This window comes from Ornithinicoccus sp., from assembly GCF_057176825.1.
This window is the reverse complement of the sequence record NZ_CM169976.1, coordinates 109,477-126,240: the sequence shown is the minus strand read 5'-3', so window position 1 is coordinate 126,240 and position 16,764 is coordinate 109,477. Positions and strand designations below refer to the sequence as shown.

At 71.0% G+C, this 16,764-nt stretch carries 18 protein-coding genes; 14 read left to right on the top strand and 4 right to left on the bottom strand.

Translation table 11 applies throughout. From position 1 onward, the window contains the following. Positions 1-25 precede the first annotated feature (25 nt). From AC1QRC_RS00615 to AC1QRC_RS00590, 6 genes are read left to right on the top strand one after another with little or no spacing between them, the layout of a single operon-like run. Positions 26-2,008, top strand: a complete 1,983-nt coding sequence (locus AC1QRC_RS00615; RefSeq protein WP_484204958.1) for an AMP-binding protein — start codon at positions 26-28, stop codon at positions 2,006-2,008. Then, complete coding sequence (locus tag AC1QRC_RS00610) at positions 2,005-2,877, top strand: branched-chain amino acid ABC transporter permease (RefSeq protein WP_484204957.1); 873 nt, start codon at positions 2,005-2,007, stop codon at positions 2,875-2,877. The genes AC1QRC_RS00615 and AC1QRC_RS00610 overlap by 4 nt, the downstream gene beginning before the upstream one ends. Before the next feature lie 7 nt (positions 2,878-2,884). After that, positions 2,885-3,955 (top strand): branched-chain amino acid ABC transporter permease, encoded by a 1,071-nt coding sequence (locus tag AC1QRC_RS00605; protein ID WP_484204956.1) that lies wholly within the window; start codon positions 2,885-2,887, stop codon positions 3,953-3,955. A gap of 37 nt (positions 3,956-3,992) precedes the next feature. Then, positions 3,993-5,195, top strand: a complete 1,203-nt coding sequence (locus tag AC1QRC_RS00600) for an ABC transporter substrate-binding protein (protein WP_484204955.1) — start codon at positions 3,993-3,995, stop codon at positions 5,193-5,195. Then, positions 5,192-6,040 carry an ABC transporter ATP-binding protein gene (locus tag AC1QRC_RS00595; RefSeq protein WP_484204954.1) on the top strand — a complete coding sequence of 283 codons (849 nt, stop codon included), beginning with the start codon at positions 5,192-5,194 and terminating at the stop codon, positions 6,038-6,040. Before AC1QRC_RS00600 ends, AC1QRC_RS00595 begins: the two co-directional genes overlap by 4 nt. Positions 6,041-6,100: 60 nt before the next feature. After that, a complete protein-coding gene (locus AC1QRC_RS00590) occupies positions 6,101-7,318 on the top strand; it encodes a phenylacetate--CoA ligase family protein (RefSeq protein WP_484204953.1) in 1,218 nt (405 codons plus the stop codon). 201 nt (positions 7,319-7,519) lie between these two features. Here the strand turns inward: AC1QRC_RS00590 and AC1QRC_RS00585 are convergent, their stop codons facing one another. Further along, on the bottom strand, positions 7,520-7,783 hold the full coding sequence (locus tag AC1QRC_RS00585) for a GlsB/YeaQ/YmgE family stress response membrane protein (RefSeq protein WP_484204952.1): 264 nt from the start codon (positions 7,781-7,783) through the stop codon (positions 7,520-7,522). 300 nt (positions 7,784-8,083) lie between these two features. On the opposite strand from AC1QRC_RS00585, the gene AC1QRC_RS00580 reads away from it, so the two are divergent. Further along, complete coding sequence (locus AC1QRC_RS00580; RefSeq protein ID WP_484204951.1) at positions 8,084-8,782, top strand: VldE C-terminal domain-containing protein; 699 nt, start codon at positions 8,084-8,086, stop codon at positions 8,780-8,782. 19 nt (positions 8,783-8,801) lie between these two features. On the opposite strand, the gene AC1QRC_RS00575 is transcribed toward AC1QRC_RS00580, so the two are convergent. Continuing rightward, complete coding sequence (locus AC1QRC_RS00575; RefSeq protein WP_484204950.1) at positions 8,802-9,746, bottom strand: hypothetical protein; 945 nt, start codon at positions 9,744-9,746, stop codon at positions 8,802-8,804. Positions 9,747-9,791: 45 nt separating this feature from the next. On the opposite strand from AC1QRC_RS00575, the gene AC1QRC_RS00570 reads away from it, so the two are divergent. The 3 genes from AC1QRC_RS00570 (at position 9,792) to AC1QRC_RS00560 (ending at position 11,201) form a co-directional block, all read left to right on the top strand. Further along, positions 9,792-10,244: a helix-turn-helix domain-containing protein gene (locus tag AC1QRC_RS00570; protein WP_484204949.1), complete on the top strand. Its 453-nt coding sequence runs from the start codon at positions 9,792-9,794 to the stop codon at positions 10,242-10,244. A gap of 52 nt (positions 10,245-10,296) precedes the next feature. Then, positions 10,297-10,779 (top strand): VOC family protein, encoded by a 483-nt coding sequence (locus AC1QRC_RS00565; protein ID WP_484204948.1) that lies wholly within the window; start codon positions 10,297-10,299, stop codon positions 10,777-10,779. 65 nt (positions 10,780-10,844) lie between these two features. After that, on the top strand, positions 10,845-11,201 hold the full coding sequence (locus AC1QRC_RS00560) for a hypothetical protein (protein WP_484204947.1): 357 nt from the start codon (positions 10,845-10,847) through the stop codon (positions 11,199-11,201). Between the two features lie 20 nt (positions 11,202-11,221). On the opposite strand, the gene AC1QRC_RS00555 is transcribed toward AC1QRC_RS00560, so the two are convergent. Further along, the gene (locus AC1QRC_RS00555) at positions 11,222-12,538 is read right to left on the bottom strand and encodes a VOC family protein (RefSeq protein ID WP_484204946.1); all 1,317 of its coding nucleotides are present in this window, start codon (positions 12,536-12,538) and stop codon (positions 11,222-11,224) included. A 45-nt stretch (positions 12,539-12,583) separates the two neighbouring features. Further along, positions 12,584-13,489: a LysR substrate-binding domain-containing protein gene (locus tag AC1QRC_RS00550; protein ID WP_484204945.1), complete on the bottom strand. Its 906-nt coding sequence runs from the start codon at positions 13,487-13,489 to the stop codon at positions 12,584-12,586. A 79-nt stretch (positions 13,490-13,568) separates the two neighbouring features. On the opposite strand from AC1QRC_RS00550, the gene AC1QRC_RS00545 reads away from it, so the two are divergent. The 4 genes from AC1QRC_RS00545 (at position 13,569) to AC1QRC_RS00530 (ending at position 16,763) form a co-directional block, all read left to right on the top strand. Beyond that, positions 13,569-13,757: a hypothetical protein gene (locus tag AC1QRC_RS00545; protein WP_484204944.1), complete on the top strand. Its 189-nt coding sequence runs from the start codon at positions 13,569-13,571 to the stop codon at positions 13,755-13,757. A gap of 227 nt (positions 13,758-13,984) precedes the next feature. Continuing rightward, complete coding sequence (fucP, locus tag AC1QRC_RS00540; RefSeq protein ID WP_484204943.1) at positions 13,985-15,340, top strand: L-fucose:H+ symporter permease; 1,356 nt, start codon at positions 13,985-13,987, stop codon at positions 15,338-15,340. Further along, positions 15,337-16,386, top strand: coding sequence for a substrate-binding domain-containing protein (locus AC1QRC_RS00535; RefSeq protein ID WP_484204942.1), 1,050 nt, complete (start codon positions 15,337-15,339; stop codon positions 16,384-16,386). The genes fucP and AC1QRC_RS00535 overlap by 4 nt, the downstream gene beginning before the upstream one ends. A gap of 98 nt (positions 16,387-16,484) precedes the next feature. Further along, entirely contained in the window at positions 16,485-16,763 is a 279-nt protein-coding gene (locus AC1QRC_RS00530) for a hypothetical protein (protein ID WP_484204941.1), read from the top strand. Position 16,764 lies beyond the last annotated feature (1 nt).

Sequence of the window (16,764 nt, the reverse complement as noted above, 5' to 3'; positions counted from 1 at the left end):
AACGGGCGACAAACCCGCTACGAAAATGGGGGCGACGTTCCCGAGGCTGATGCTCGAGCTGGCGCGGACGCGGCCGGACGACGTCGCGATGCAGGAGAAGCAGTACGGCATCTGGCAGCCGATCACCTGGGCCGGCTACGCGGAGCGGGTCAGGGACACGGCGCACGGCCTGGCCGCCCTCGGGGTGGAGCGCGGCGAGATCGTGGCGGTGCTGGGCGACAACCGGCCGGAGTGGCTGATCGCCGAGCTGGCCGCGCAGAGCATGGGCGCCGCGGTCGTCGGGATCTATCCGACCTCGATCGGGGAGGAGCTGCGGCACATCCTGACCCTGTCCCGCGCCCGCGTCGTGGTGGCCGAGGACCAGGAGCAGGTCGACAAGCTGCTCCGGCTCATCGCCGAGGAGCCGCCGGAGGGCAGCGAGCCGCTGCTGCTCGAGCGGGTCGTCTACTACGACCCGCACGGGCTGGAGGCCTACACCGACCCGGTGCTGCTGGAGTTCACCGCGCTGGAGGAGCAGGGCCGGGCCTGGGGCGAGGAGCACCAGGACTGGTATGACGAGCAGGTCGCCGCCGGGTCCTCGGACGACATCGCGGTCATCTGCACGACGTCCGGCACCACCTCCAAGCCCAAGCTGGGGGAGCTGAGCCACCACAACCTGCTGGCTATGGCCGACCACCTCACCGAGGTCGACCCGATCGGGCCGAAGGACCGCTACGTCTCCTTCCTGCCGTTCGCCTGGATCGGTGAGCAGATGCTGGCGGTCGCCTGCGGGCTGTCCCGCGGGCTGACGCTGTCCTTCCCGGAGGACTCGGCGACGCAACGGTCCGACTTGCGTGAGATCGGCCCCGACGTGATGTTCTCCCCGCCGCGGATCTGGGAGTCGATGCTCTCGGAGGTCCAGGTCCGGATCGACGAGGCCGGCTGGCTCAAGCGCAAGGTCTTCGGCTGGGGCTACGACGTCGGCGACAAGGTCGCCCGCATCCGGGTCACCGGCAAGCAGCCCGGCGCCGGGCTCAAGCTGCAGCACCGGCTGGCCGACGCCGTCGCCACCCGCCCGGTGCGCGACCAGCTCGGACTGGCCCGGATCCGCCGCTGCTACACCGGCGGCGCGCCGCTAGGCCCCGACGTGTTCCGCTTCTTCCACGCCATCGGCGTCAACCTCAAGCAGATCTACGGGCAGACCGAGATCTGCGGCATCGCCGTCGTGCACCGTGACGACGACGTGCCGTTCAACACCGTCGGCACCCCGATCCCCGGCACCGACCTGCGGATCTCCGAGGACGGCGAGATTCTGCTCCGCTCGGCCTCGGTGTTCCGCGGCTACCACCGGCAGCCCGAGGCGACCGCCGACACGGTCGACGCCGACGGCTGGCTGCGCACCGGGGACGCCGGCTACCTGGACGACAACGGTCACCTCGTCGTGATCGACCGGGCCAAGGACGTGCTCACCGCCCAGGACGGCACCCGCTACTCCAGCGCCTTCATCGAGAACAAGCTGAAGTTCTCCCCGTATGTCGAGGAGGCCGTGGTCTTCGCGCCCGGCGATGCCCCGGGTGACGTGGGCGGGATGACCGCGCTGATCACGCTGGACCCGGCGACCGTCGGGTCGTGGGCCGAGCACGAGCGGCTCAGCTACACGACATACACCGACCTGGCGGCCAAGGACGAGGTCTACGACCTCATCGCCGAGGAGTCGACCCGGGCGAACGAGGACCTGCCGGAGACCATCCGGGTGCAGCGGTTCGTGCTGCTCCACAAGCAGCTGGACCCCGACGACGACGAGATCACCCGCACCCGCAAGGTGCGGCGCAACGTCATCGCCGACCGCTACGCCGACATCATCGCGGCGCTGCAACGGGGCGATGACCGGGTGACCATCCGCAGCCGGATCACCTACCAGGACGGCAGCAGCGTCGAGCGCGAGCTGGTCCTGCAGATCTTCGACCTGACCACCTACACGATCCCGGAGGGCCGGGGACGTCGACCCGTCTGGAGTGGCCGCCGATGAGCAACTTCATCAACCAGCTCGCCTACGGGCTGGCCGACGGGTCGATCCTGGCGCTCGCCGCGCTCGGGTTCGTGCTCATCTACAAGGCGACCGGGGTGATCAATTTCGCCCAGGGTGAGTTCCTGCTGGTCGGCGCCTACATGTTCTTCACCGCGTTCGTGCTCTTCGGCCTGCCGCTGATCGCCGCCGTCCTGGTCGGGGTGGTCGTCGCCACTCTGATCGGTGTGCTCGTCGAGCGGCTCATCCTGCGGCCCATGATCGGGGAGAACCCGATCAGCATCATCATGGTCACGATCGGGTTGTCGGCACTGCTCAAGGCCCTGGTGCAGATGTTCTACGGCACCCGGCCCCAGAGCCAGCCGGCGATCCTGCCCCGCGGCTCGGTGGAGATCCTCGGCGCCTCGGTGCCGCTGAACCGGCTGGTCGCCATCCTGGTGGCGGCGGTCGTGCTCACCGCGTTCACCCTGTTCTTCCGCCGGTCCCGGCACGGCATCGCGATGCGGGCCGTGGCCGACGATCAGCAGGCGGCGATGACGATGGGCATCTCGGTGCGCCGGATCTTCGCGATGGCGTGGGCGCTGGCCGCGGTCAGCGCCCTGATCGCCGGCATCCTGCTCGGCGACATCTCCGCCGTCGACCAGAACATCGCCTCCTTCGGCCTCCTGGTCTTCCCGGTCGTCATCCTGGGCGGTCTCGACTCGGTGCCCGGCACCATCGTCGGTGGCCTGGTCATCGGCCTGGTGCAACAGTTCACGGCCGGCTACTGGGACCCGGGCCTTGCCACGGTCGTCCCCTACATCGTGCTCGTCCTGATCCTGCTCGTGCGCCCGTACGGCATCTTCGGCGAGACCCGGATCGAGAGGGTGTGAGCTGACGATGGCCGCCACCGCTACCGGAATCCACCACCGCAGCTACACCTCCGAGCTGCGCCTGCGGGCCACCAAGTCCGAGTACTTCCGGCTCGCCCTGATGCTGGTGCTGCTCCTGGTCGTCCCCTTCGTCCTGGACAACTACTGGCTCTCGGTCGTCAACACCATCTGCATCGCCGTGATCGGCGCCGTGGGGCTGAACATCCTGGTCGGCTACACCGGCCAGATCTCGCTCGGGCAGGGCGGCTTCCTGGCCGTCGGGGCCTACTCCTCGGCGATCCTGTCCGACCGGATCGGGCTGCCCACGCCGCTGGCGATCCTGTTCGCGGTGCTCCTCACGGCCGTCGTCGGCACCTTCTTCGGCCTGCCCGGCCTCCGGCTCAAGGGCCTCTACCTGGCGATTGCGACGCTGGCCAGCCAGATGATCATCGAGTTCCTGATCCGCCGCGACTACGGCGGCTGGCTCACCGAGGGCCGCGGCTACATCAACGTGGACCGGCTCGAGATCGGCGGCTTCCGGATCGGTGGCCGCGACGTCTTCGAGACGCAGTGGTACTGGATCCTGATGGTGTTGGCGGTGCTGGCCGTGATCACCGGCCGCAACCTGTTCCGCACCGGACTGGGCCGCTCCTTCATGGCGGTGCGGGACCAGGACATCGCCGCCGAGGCGATCGGGGTCAACCTGACCCGGGCCAAGCTCACCGCGTTCGCGCTGTCCTCCGCCTTCGTCGGTCTCGCCGGGGCGCTCACCGCCCACTACAGCGAGGTCATCTCCTTCGAGAAGTTCACCCTGGACGTCTCGATCCTCTACCTGGCGATGATCATCGTCGGCGGCCTGGGCAGCATCTCCGGGGCCGTCTACGGCGCGATCTTCATGACGCTGCTGCCCGAGTTCATCCAGGAGGCGGCCAACTCGGCCGAGTCCTCGCTGCCGTTCCTGGCCAACCAGCTCCCCGCCATCCAGAACGCGTTGTTCGGCGTGATCATCATCGGCTTCCTCATCTTCGAGCCGCGCGGCCTGGACCGGATCTGGCACCGGATGAAGGACTACATCAGATTCTGGCCGTTCCGCTACTAGCTCTGCCCGACCAGCCCACCACACAAGGAGACACCACATGTTCGCAAGGAACCGCTCAGCCGCGGTGGCGCTGGCCGCCGCGTCCGCTCTCGTGCTATCCGCCTGTGGCGGCGGTGGAGGAGGCGGCGACGCCGACTCCGACGAGCCCATCAAGGTCGGCATCATCGCCGACCTGACCGGCGCCACCGGCGACGTCGGCACGCCCTACAACCAGGGCATGCTCGCCTACATCAAGTGGCGCAACGCCAACGGCGGTGTCGAGGGCCGCGAGCTCGACCCGAGCTCCAACGACTACGCCTACGAGGTGCCCAAGGCCGAGCAGCTCTACAAGCAGTACGTCAACGAGGACGTCGTGGCCGTCCAGGGTTGGGGCACCGGTGACACCGAGGCGCTGTCCGGCGCGGTCGGCAACGACGAGTTGCCGTTCATGTCCGGCTCGTTCGCCGAGCCGCTGACCGACCCGGAGGAGGCGCCCTACAACTTCGTGGTCGCCCCGACCTACTCCGACCAGATGCGCGTCGCGCTGAACTGGATCAACGAGGACTCCGGCGGTGGCGCCGAGGTCGCCGTCTTCCACCACGACAGCCCGTTCGGAACCGCCCCGGTCGCCGACGGCCAGACCTGGATCGATGAGTCCGGCCTGGACCTGGGCTATTCCTCCTACGCGATGCCGGCCGGCTCCCAGAACTACGTCGGCCTGCTCTCCCAGGCACAGTCCCAGGGCGCGGAGTACATCGTGATCCAGAACGTGGCCTCCCCGGCCGCGCTGGTCGCCAAGGACATCGCCAGCCAGAACCTGGACATGAAGATCGTCTGCCTCAACTGGTGCGGCAACGAGCTGTTCATCGACACGGCGGGCGCGGAGGAGGCCGAGGGCCACATCCTGATCCAGCCGTTCGCGCCGATGAGCGCGGAGAAGGAGGGCCACGGCGTCATCACCGAGTTCCTCGAGGAGGAGGGCACCGACCCGGAGACCATCGGCACCTCGTGGGTGCAGGGCTGGTACGTGATGCACGTGATGGCCGAGGGCATGGCCCACACGCTCGCCGAGGGCGAGGAGCTGAACGGCCCGAACCTGCGCGCCTCGCTGGAGACCATGGGCGGCATCGACACCGGCGGCGTCATCGGTGACGGCACCGTCGAGTTCGCCGAGGACAGCCACCGCGGCTCCACCTCGACCGGTATCTACCAGGCCCAGGACGGCGAGATGGTCGAGCTCGAGGCCGGCGCCACGCCATGAGCTCCGTCCCCGACACGGCGACCGCCGGGGCAGCCCAGGCTGCCCCGGCGGGGGCCATGCTCTCCCTCAACAACGTCGAGGTCATCTACGACGACGTGATCCTGGTGCTGCGCGGGCTGTCCCTCGCGGTGCCGGAGGGCAAGATCGTGGCCCTCCTGGGGTCCAACGGCGCGGGCAAGTCGACCACGCTGAAGGCCGTGTCGGGGCTGCTGCCCAGCGAGCACGGCGAGGTGACCGACGGCACCGTCACCTTCCAGGGGCAGGACATCACCCGGATGGACCCCGCCGAGCGGGTGAAGCAGGGGATGAGCCTGTGCATGGAGGGCCGGCACGTCTTCGAGCACCTCACCGTGGCGGAGAACCTCGTGGCCGGGGCCTACACCCAGCCGCGAGGTCACGGCGCGGAGGACCTCGAGGTCGTCTACGAGTTCTTCCCGAAGCTGGCCGACATGCGCAACCGGGTCGCCGGCTACCTGTCCGGCGGCGAGCAGCAGATGCTCGCCATCGGCCGGGCGCTGATGTCCCGGCCCAAACTGCTCATGCTGGACGAGCCGTCGCTCGGCCTGGCGCCGCTGCTGGTGCAGGAGATCTTCGGCTACATCAAGCGGCTCAACGAGGAGCGCGGGCTCACCGTGCTCGTCATCGAGCAGAACGCCCGCCGCGCCCTCGAGGTCGCCCACCACGGCTACATCATGGAGCAGGGGCGGATCGTGCTCGAGGGGCCGGCCGCCGAGCTGCGGGAGAACCCCGACGTCAAGGAGTTCTACCTGGGGCTGGGCGAGGAGGGTGGCCGCAAGAGCTACCGCGACGTCAAGCACTACAAGCGGCGCAAGCGCTGGCTGTAGGGCACCCACCCGGGATTCGCACGCACCACCCGCACCCCTGCTCAGTCGAGGAGTCGAGCCATGTCGATCAACGCTGCCCTCAGGGCGCACCTGGAGGGCCACGACCTGGACCGTGCCGTCGCCGACCTGGTCGGTCGCGCCGCCGGCGTTCCGGGTTTCGCCGCCCGGCTGGAGGCCGCCGGGGTGGAGCCCGCCGGGGTCCGGTCCGTGGCCGACCTGGCCGCCGTGCCGGTGCTGCCCAAGGACGAGGTGATCGGGTTGCAGGCGCAGCGGCCGCCGTTCGGGGGGCTGCTCGCTGAGGACGCCGACGTGGTCCGGGTCTTCCAGTCGCCCGGCCCGCTCTACGAGCCGCAGCTGGCCGGTGCCGACAGCTGGCGCTGGGGCCAGGTGCTGGGCGACATGGGGGTCGGGGCGGGTGACACGGTGCTCAACTGCTTCGGCTACCACCTGTCCCCGGCCGGGGCGATGATGGAGGAGGGCGCCCTCGCCGTGGGGGCCCGCGTGGTGCCCGGCGGCATCGGCAACCAGGACCTCCAGGTGCGCGCGATCGCCGACCTCGGCATCACGGCATACACCGGGTTGCCGAGCTATCTCAAGGCACTGATCGAGCGGTATGACGAGTCCGGGCTCGAGCGCGCGGCGTGGCGGTTGGATCGGGCGATGGTGACCGCGGAGCCGCTGCCGGACTCGCTGCGGGCGGTGCTGGCCGAGCGGGTCGGGACGGTGCGGATGGCCTACGGCACGGGGGAGACCGGGCTGCTGGCCTACGAGAACGGTGACGGCGCCGGGATGGTGCTGGCCGACGGGGTGCTGGTGCAGGTCTGCGAGATCGGCACCGGGGAGCCGATCAGCGATGACACCGAGGGCGAGGTCGTGGTGACGGTGCTGCGGCCGGACTACCCGCTCGTCCGCTTCGGCACCGGCGACCTGTCCGGCTGGACGACCGGTCCCGACGGCTCGCTGCGGCTGCGCGGCGTGCTCGGCCGGACCGGCGCCGCGGTGAAGGTCAAGGGGATGTTCCTGCACCCGACCCAGGTGGCGTCCGTGATGGCCGGGGCCTCCGGCGTGGCGGACTACCGGTTCGTCATCGGCCGCGTCGACCACGTCGACTCGCTGCGCTGCGAGGTCGTGCCCGACCCCGGCACCGACGCCGAGTTGCTCGTCGCCGACCTGGCCCCCCGGGTCCGCGAGGGCCTGCGCTTCCGCGCCGAGGTCGTCGCCGTCAGCCACCTCACCCCCGGCGAGGGCCCCATCGTCGACACCCGCGACTGGTCCTAATCCCACCGGACGGGTGGTGTGGCGGCTCACACCGGGCACCAGACGGGTGGTGTGGCGGCCTCCCACCGCCCACCGGACGGGTGATGTGGCGGTCTCATCGGGCACCGGACGGGTGGTGTGGCGCTCGACGCCCTGCAACGGGAACGGCCCGGCAGCCCGGACGAAGCCAGGGCTGCCGGGCCGTCGACCCGTCGGGTGTGCTCAGGCCTTGCGGCCGGTGATCGCCTTGACGCCGAACAGCAGGATGCAGGCGCCGAGCAGCGCGGTGAAGAAGCTGAAGATCCAGCCGCCGCCGGCCACGTCAAAGCCGAGCAGGCCGAGCAGCCAGCCACCGAGCAGACCGCCGATGATGCCCACGACGATGTTGAGGAAGAGTCCCTGCTGGGCGTCGGTGCCCATGATCTTGCTGCCGATCCAGCCGGCGAGTCCGCCGATGACGATCCAGCCGATGAAGCCGAGTTCCATGGTGATGCTCCTTGGTGTGGGGAGTGGTCCTTCGTCGGTGGGGGCACGCTGTGGGCAACAGTGAGGCACGCCAGCGCGAGACTGGATGCGCGCCGGATGCCCATGCCCCCTCGGCCGTTCACCCTAGGGCACCCTCGCTCCGACTGCACATCCACAGGCCGGCACCCTGGCCTCGGAAGCCCCGGGCCGCTCCGGTCAGGGAACCCGATGCGTGGCTGTGCCCGTTGACCCCACGTGCCCCCGCTCGATCCGACACCAAGCCACCGCCCGCGGCGCAGCCCGAGGCGGTGGCTGCTCCTGGTGCCCGTCGCCCTCGTCGTGGCCGTCCTCGTCGGCCCGGCCCTGGTGCGCGCCCCGACGGGGTCGGGGTCAGGTCTGCCGTGGGGGCCCGAGTGCACCGTGGACACGTCGGACGGGCCGGTGGCGCTGAGCGTCGAGCAGGCGCAGCGGGCGACGACCGCCGTGGTGCTCCGGCAGCGGGGGCTCACCGCACCGACGACCGACGACATCGACGCGTCAGTCATGGAGCGGCTCACCAACGGGCCGGAGCAGGATGCCGGGCCCGGCCTCACCTGCCGGGTCACGCGCGATGAGGACCTGAGCCGGGAAGACCTGACGGACTCGGGCCTGACACCCCGGGCCGAGACGGTCCGCCAGGAGATGGGTGCGGTGTTCGGCGAGCAGAGCCTCGGTGGCTTCCAGCCCGGCGGCGTCGGCACGGGGCACGGCGCGGAGTCGACCCACTACGACGGCCGCGCCATCGACGTGTTCTACCGCCCGGTCAGCGAGGAGAACCGACGGCAGGGCTGGCTCCTGGCCCACTGGCTCGTGGCGCACGCCTCTGACCTGAACGTGCAGTACGTCATCTTCGACGACCAGTACTGGGGCGTCGAGGGATCAGCCCGGGGCTGGCGCGACTACGAGTCGCCCGACCCCGCGAACGAGGTGCTGCGACACCTCGACCACGTCCACGTCGACGTCCTCCGCGGTGGCACCTGAGGCCCGCCCCGGAGCAGGCTCAGCCGCCGGACACCTCCAACACCGCCGTGCCTGCCTCGGAGTCCCGACTGGACACCATCACGGTGTAGCTGCCTTCCGGCAGCTCGGTCTGCAACGAGCCCCACGTGTCGTTGATGATGTAGTCGCTCCAGTGCTTCTGGTCCTCAGCGCCCAGCAACGAGACGAACTGTGCGAGCGAATCAGACTGCGCCTCAAAGGTGTAGACGCCGTCCTCGGGAATCCGAATCCCGAAGAGCATCCCGTCGCCCAGGGGCTCCTCGATCCGTTCGGCGTAGGTGGGCACCTGCACCTCCGTGGTGCTCCCGACCTCGATCTCCGGCGGAACGTAGGCGTTCAGCGCGAAGTCCGCAGCGTCACCCTGCGGGTCAACCCGCAGGGACACCAGGTACTCCCCTGGCTCCAGGTCGAGGTAGACAATCGGGTCGCCCGTGATCCCGCCGATGTCAACGGCCAGGCCCCGCTGCCGCTCGGCCTCAGCGATGACGTCGCCGGAGAGGTCGGTGACCTGCATGTTCCGCCGCCCGGTGACCGACTCGAACGGCTGCCGGGCATCCAGGGTCACGAATGACTGTTCCGAAACCTCCAGCACACCCCTCCACGGGTCGTCATCGGCGCTGCCCTCCACGATGTCGCCGGGCTCGAACCGGGGCAGGGCCTCGTCGAAACCGTCCGGTTCGTCCTCGCTGGTCTCCTCCCCGTCGTCGACCGCTGCCTCGCTGGTCTCGTCCCCGTCGCCGACTGCCTCGTCGGTGGTCTCCGGCCCATCCGGTTGCTCGTCGGCGGTCCCGCCCGGCGGGTCGGTCTCGTCCCCGTCCGAGCCCCCACACCCACCCAGTGCCAACGCGCCGGTGAGCACGAGGGCCAGGCCAGTGCCGCGGCGACGCGTGGTGCGGCCGTCCCCCGGACGATGTCGTGACCTGCGATTTTCTCCCCTGATTTTCATCGTGACACGGTAGCAAGGGGTGACGATCGGCATACTCTGATCGCCATGACGGCCAGCGAATCCCGGCCCAGCGCCGCGGCCCAGGAGCGGCGGGAGGCCAACCGCCGGCTGCTGCGCGCGCGGGACGCGATGGACCGCTCGTATGCCGAGGCGTTGGACATCGACGCCCTCTCCCGGATCGCGCTGGTCTCGCCCGCCCACTTCATCCGCACGTTCCGGCAGGCCTTCGGCGAGACGCCGCACCGCTACCTGCAGCGGCGGCGGATCGAGCGGGCGATGGCGCTGCTGCGGACGGGGGCGCAGCCGGTGACCGAGGTGGCGCTGGCCGTTGGGTTCACCAGCCTGGGCACCTTCGGGCGGACCTTCCGCGACATCGTCGGGCAGTCACCGACCGAGTTCCGGCGGGACGCCCGCGCCCGCGAGGACGGGCCAGCACCGACCTGCTACCGCAAGACCTGGGAACGGCCCCGGGAACGGCGCCCGCCGGGCGGTGCCTGATCGAGCAGTTTCGGAGAAGCGCCCGGCCGACCGGTCCGCATACGGTCAGGGCATGACGACGACCCACTTCACCTCGATCACCCACTCCTCCCTCTACGTCACCGACCAGGACGCGGCACTGGAGTTCTACGTCGGCACGCTCGGCCTGGAGGTCAGCGCCGACGTCGACCTCGGCGTCATGCGCTGGCTCACCGTGTGCGTGCCCGGCGACGACCGGCACATCCTGCTGACCCTGCCCGGCGGCCCGGGCGTCTCGGAGGAGAGCGCGGAGCAGACCCGCGACCTGATGAGCAGGGGTGCCCTGGCCCTGGGCTTCATCCTCACGACCGACGACTGCCGCGCGACGGCGGCCGCGCTGGAGGCCAAGGGCGTGGAGATCACCGACCCGCCGACGGAGCAGCCCTACGGCATCGACTGCGGCATCCGCGACCCGTTCGGCAACAGCCTGCGGATCACCCAGCCGGCCGAGCAGATGGGGGAGTTCACCCCCGAGATGCTCGAGCGGTATGCCGAGGGGTCCGGTCAGGCGCGGTGAGGCGGCGTAGGTTGGTGTCCCGGTGAGAGCCGGATCGCCGAAGTGTCTGGCACGGAGGGAGCGGAATGGAGACCACACCAGCCCGGGTTGGCTCGGTGTTCTACCAGACCACGGACCCGGCCTTGGCCCGGGCAGTGTTCTGCGACGGGCTGGGTCTGGAGCCCGCCGATGCCGCAGCGGCCAGCGGGGAACCAGACTGGCTGGAACTCGCGGGTGAGGTGCCCATCTTCGTGCAACGGGTCGGGCAACTCAGCAGCGAGGACGCGGCCTTCGGGGTGCGCGTCCCCGTGCTCGCTCCGGTAGCGGCCCGACTCCGTGGGATCGCGCAGGTGACTGTCTCCGCGCCGTTCGAGATCGCCCCCGGCTCCTGGGCGCTGCACGTCTCCAGCCCCGGGCTGCAACGCCTGCTGGTGCACGAGTAGTCACGCGGCGTGGCTACTGCTCACCCCCGCTCCTGCGCTGCCCGCCACGCCTCCTCCCGCCCGACCGTCACGGCGATGTCGACCTCGTTGCCCTCGGGGTCGGCCAGGGTCCACCCGAACGGCGCGTTCCCCTCGTAGACGACGCGGCCACCCGCCGCCACCCCCGCCGCGATCCGGGCCTGCGCCACGTCGTGGGGCACGAAGACGTCGACGTGGATCCGGTTGCGCTGGGCCCGGCGCTCGGTCTCGGACTCCTCGATCGACTGCAGGATGAAGGGCATCGTGAGGTGCCTCGGGTCGAGGATGTCGGTGACGCCCTCGCGGGGGTCGTCCTGGTAGTCCAGCACCGCCCGCCAGAAGGCCCGCACCGCTGGGATGTCGGCGGCGTCGATCCCGACCTGGACGAAGCGCGGGAGGGTCGTGTCGGCGGTCAGCCCCAGGGCGCGGGCGGCCTCCTGGATGCGTGCGGCCAGCGGCTGGTAGCCGTCATCCTGCTCCCACAGGTCCTTGCCGGAGTCCAGGGTCACCAGCCCCGGGCGCAGGTCGATGCCGAGCGGCAGCCCGGCCTCGTCGGCCAGGGCCGCGACGGCGCCGCTGAGCTCGGCCGCCTGCTCCGCCGAGCCCACCGGGTAGCAGGCCATCGCGGAGAAGACGAGCCGCCAGTCCTCGGTGCCCGCCCCCTCCCACCGGTCGGCGCCCTCGGGCAGCGGGAGCAAGTCGGCCTCGTTGCCCTCGGGGTCCGCGACGGTCGCGTAGTAGTCGTGGTCGGCGACGGACTGCGCCCCCAACCCGCGCACGGCCGCGACCGCCGCCTGCGCCACCGGCTGGGTGGTGACCACGTCGAGGTGCAGCCGGTTGCGCAGCGGGCGCGGTGCGTCCTGGTCCTGGAACCAGATCGGTGGCAGCCGGCGCCCCGGGTCGACGATGTCCTCCTCGCCCATGGCCTCATAACCCAGGACGGCCTCCCAGAAGGGCTGGACCGCGCCCTGGTCGAGCACGTCGAAGGCGAGCTGGACGTCCTGCACCGCCGCCGGGTCGGGTGTCAGGCCGAGCTCCCCGGCAGCGGTCGAGACCGCGCGGGCCGTGTCCGCGGCGGCGGCGGCCAGCCCGCCCCCGGACCACCGGAGGTCGACCCGCACCCCTTGGCTGCGCACCGCAATGTCGGGCATCCCGGACCCGCCACACACCTCGGCGATGCGCCGCACCAGCGCGGCGCCCGCCGCATGGGACGGGGCGGCGAACCAGGCGCTGGCACCCGCCCCGATCACCCGCCAGTCGCCCGTGCCCGCGGCCTGCTGGAATTCCTGGGCTGTGAGTACCGCGTCGTTCTCGGTCATGTCCCCAGGCTGCCACCCACCCCGTCAGTCCACCAGGGTCGGCACTCACGCCGGCGACAGCCCCTCCGCCGCGCGGGCGAGCACGTGCTCGTGGAAGAGCCGTGCCGCCGGCAGCATCCGGTGCTCCGGCGACCACGCCATCCCGATCTCGCGCACGGCGAACCGGTCGGTCAGCGGCCGGTGCCGGATCCGCCCCCCGGCCGGATCGGCATACGGATTGGGTCGGGGCACAACGGCGACCCCCAGGCCCGCGGCCACGAAGGCGCGGACGGTCGCCAGATCCTCGCAGTCGAAGGCCTCGTATGCCGTGAAGCCGGCCCGGGTGCACAACTCCAGCGTGGTCTCGCGCAACAGGGACCCCGGCCGGATGAGCACGAACGGCTCGTCCGCCGCGTCCGCGAGATCGAGCGGGCCGGTGCCGTCCGCCAGCCGGTGGTCAGCGGGAACCGCCAGGAGCAGGGGCTCCTCGACCAGCCCGCGCCACCGGGTCGAGCCGCCGCGGGGACGCACCGTCGACAGCTCCATGTCGACGCCGCTGCGCTGCCCGACGGCCGTGGTCGTCGTGTCGGGCTGGGGCAGCAACTGGAACCGGACGTCCGGGTGCTCGGCCCGGAAGGTGCTCACCAGGTCCGGCACCAGCCAGGTCCCGAGCGAGGGGTGGAACGCCAGGGACACGGTGCCGGTCTCGGGGTCGATCAGCTGGTTGACGGCGGCCAGCCCGTCGTCGAGCTCGTGCAACAGGGCGTCGACGTGCCGCTTGAAGGCGGCCCCGGCGTGGGTCATCCGCAGCGTGCGGCCGGAGCGGCGCAGCAGCGGGGTGCCGACCTCGCGGTCGAGCCGGGCCAGGGCCCGGGACACCCCGGGCTGGGTGGTGCCCTCCAGGTCGCTCAGCTCGGTGACCGTGCTGCCGTCGGCCACCTGCTGGAACCAGCGCAGGTCTCGCGTCTCCATGACACATGATGATTGCGCATGTATTAGATACTTTCCACTCATTGGACGTATAGGCCCTGGTCGCGGGACACTTGATGGCATGACGACCCGCACCCTGACCCCCACGACCACCCTGGGCTTCGGCGCGATCGCTCGTCGCCTGGAGGCCATCCGCGCGAGCGACCCCGAGCGCGCCGAGCGCCGTCGCGCCGCCCGCGAGATCGCTGCCTACCCCGCCTCCCGCGGTGTGGCCATGACGATCCTGCCCTCCCGCACCGGCAACCGCTGACCGCCCCGCGCCGCTGGCCGCGGCGCCCCATGCGCCGCTGACTGCGGCGCCCCCTGCGCCGCCAGCAATCCCGCTACGAAGTTCCGGGTGTGACGACAAACCCGCTGCGAAAATTGGTGGAAGAATTGCGCAAGGACGACGAAAGCCGCTGAACCGCAGACAACGGCGCCCCCGGGCGCTACTGTCGGTCCCCTAGCACGCAGTCGACGACGTCTGGGGGCACCGAGGTGGCCACGACCACGAACGCGCCCACCGAAGACGCCGACCAGGGTCGCGCCCGGTTGGTCGAGCGCCACCTGCTCGTCCCGTTCATCCTCGTCGTCGCCTGCTTCGCCGCCTGGGGCGCGGCCGCCAACCTCACCGACGTGCTCGTCGGGGTGTTCCGCAGCATCTTCGACATGTCGAACCTGCAGTCCTCCCTGGTGCAATCGGCCTACTACGGCGCCTACTTCCTGCTGGCGCTGCCGGCGGCCTTCATCAACAGCAGGTTCGGTTACAAGACCGGGATGCTCACCGGTCTCGGGCTCGCCGCGGCCGGCGGCATCCTGTTCCTCCCGGCCAGCCAGATGCTGGTCTATGAGGCCTTCCTCGTCGCCCTCTTTGTGCTGGCCGCGGGCCTGTCGATCCTGGAGACCTCCGCCAACCCGCTGGTCATCGCCATGGGGTCGGAGGCCACGGCCACCCGCCGGCTCAACCTCGCGCAGGCGTTCAACCCGGTCGGCGCCAACGTCGGCGTGCTGCTGGGCGCCCTGCTGATCCTGCCCGGGCTGACCTCCGAGGCAGCCAAGACGATCATGAGCTCGGAGGAGCTGCGCGCCTCGCAGGAGGCCGACCTCTTCCTGGTGCTGCGCCCCTATCTCGGGATCGCCGCCGTCCTCGTGATCCTGTGGTTGCTGATCGCCTTCCGCAAACTGCCCGAGCTGCCCTCGGAGCAACGGGACGACCCGCTCGCCGACAGCGCTGCCAAACCGGGCGGTGTCGCGGGCCGCCTCTGGGCCAACCGCCGCTACCGCTTCGGCGTCATCGCCCAGTTCTTCAACGTCGCCGCGCAGACCTGCGTGTGGACCTTCACCATCATCTACGCCCTGGACGTCGTCGGGGTCTCCTCCGGCGCCGCCGGGTGGTACCTCCAGGCCAGCCTCATCGTCTTCCTGCTCGCCCGGTTCGCCATGGTCTACCTGCTCGGGATCTTCCGCCCCTCCAAGCTGCTGCTCATCATGGCGACCTTCGGCGTCGGCTGCTGCCTGGTCGCGATGTTCTCCCTCAACATGGTCGGCCTCATCGCGGTGGTGGCCATCTCGGCGTCGCTGTCCCTGATGTTCCCGACGATCTACGGCCTGGCCCTGGAGGGGCTGGGCGAGGACGCCAAGTTCGGCGCGGCCGGGCTGGTGATGGCGATCCTCGGCGGGGCGATCCTGCCGCTGGTCCAGGGCGCCGTCATGGACAACGTCGGCGACACCGCCTTCGGGTTCATCGTGCCGGCCGGGTGCCTGGCGATCGTCGCCGCCTACGCCGTCTTCGAGCTGCGGGACCGGCCCACCCTCCCCGCACCGGGGGAGCCGCGCGAGGAGGCGAGCGCATGACCACCGACGCGTCCGACCCCCGGACCCCGCGTATGCCGAGGACCCTCCGTATGCCGTGGGGTGCCCGCCGCGCCGCCCTCGCCGGTGCCCTGGGGCTGGGCCTGCTGCTGTCCGCCTGTGGCGGTCAGGACCCCGACGTCACCGTCGGCCTGATCACCAAGCAGGAGGCGAATCCGTACTGGGTCACCATGCGCGAGGTCGCCGAGGCCACCGCCGGCGAGGAGAACGTCGAGCTGCTCACCGCGACCGGCACCAGCGACGTCGACGTGCAGAGCCAGGAGGAGGCCCTCCGGCGGATGGTCGAGGAGGGGGCTGACGGCATACTCATCGCGCCCACCGACTCCCAGGCCCTGGTGCCGGCGATCGAGGAGGCGCGCGCCGCCGGTGTCACCGTCATCGCGGTCGACACCCCGACCGACCCTGAGTCGGCGGTCGACGCGGTCTTCGCCACGGACAACGAGCAGGCGGGTCGGCTCGCGGGGGAGTACGCCGCGGCCAAGGCGCAGGAGCTCGGGCTCGAGCCGCGGATCGCGATCCTGGACCTGGCCCCCGGGATCGCCTCGGGCGAGCAGCGGCGCGCTGGCTTCCTGGACGGCTTCGGCATCGCCGAGGATGCCCCCGAGATCGTCGGGTCGGCCGACACCGAGGGCGACCAGGCCAAGGGGGAGGAGGCGATGCGGGCGCTGCTGGCCGAGCACCCGGACCTCACGGTCGTGTATGCCGTGAACGAGCCCGCCGCGCTCGGCGCCGTCACCGCGCTGCAGGACGGTGACGTCGACCTGGCCGACGTCGTCGTGGTGGCCGTGGACGGGGGCTGCGAGGCGATCAAGGACGCGGTCCGCCCCGGTCGGATCGACGCGACGGTGCAGCAGTACCCGGAGAACATGGCGCGCGAGGGGGTCACCGCCCTCGCCGAGCACGCCCGCGGTGGGCCGGCCCCCAGCGGCTTCCTGGACACCGGCGCGGTGCTGATCACCGGCGCACCGACCCCGGGCGTGGAGGCCCGGGACGTGGCCTTCGGGGTGCGCAACTGCTGGGGCGACTGAGCATGCGGGCAGAGACGGCGGGATCGTCCCGGTGTTGGTAGTCTGCAGTGCGTTGTCCGGCAGGGGCCGGGCACGTGGGGAAGCGACAGGGGGTCTCGATGATTCGTTATGAGGCCGCTGCGGAGGCGGCGGCGGTGGACCGGCCGAAGCCTGGTCGCAAGGAGCTCGTTGGCCTGCTCACGTCCTGGCTCGTGGCGGTGCTGGCGCTGGTGGTGTGCGTGGGGGCCCAGATCCTGGGGGTCTCCCCTGGGTCGGCGGCGACCGATGACTTCGCCGGGGTCGTCCACGGGGTCAGGCAGGCCGAGGTTGTGGTCGACGACGCGACCCAGCACTCCGGGACGTCCGGGTGGAGTCCGGGGATGGTCTTCGCGCAGTAGC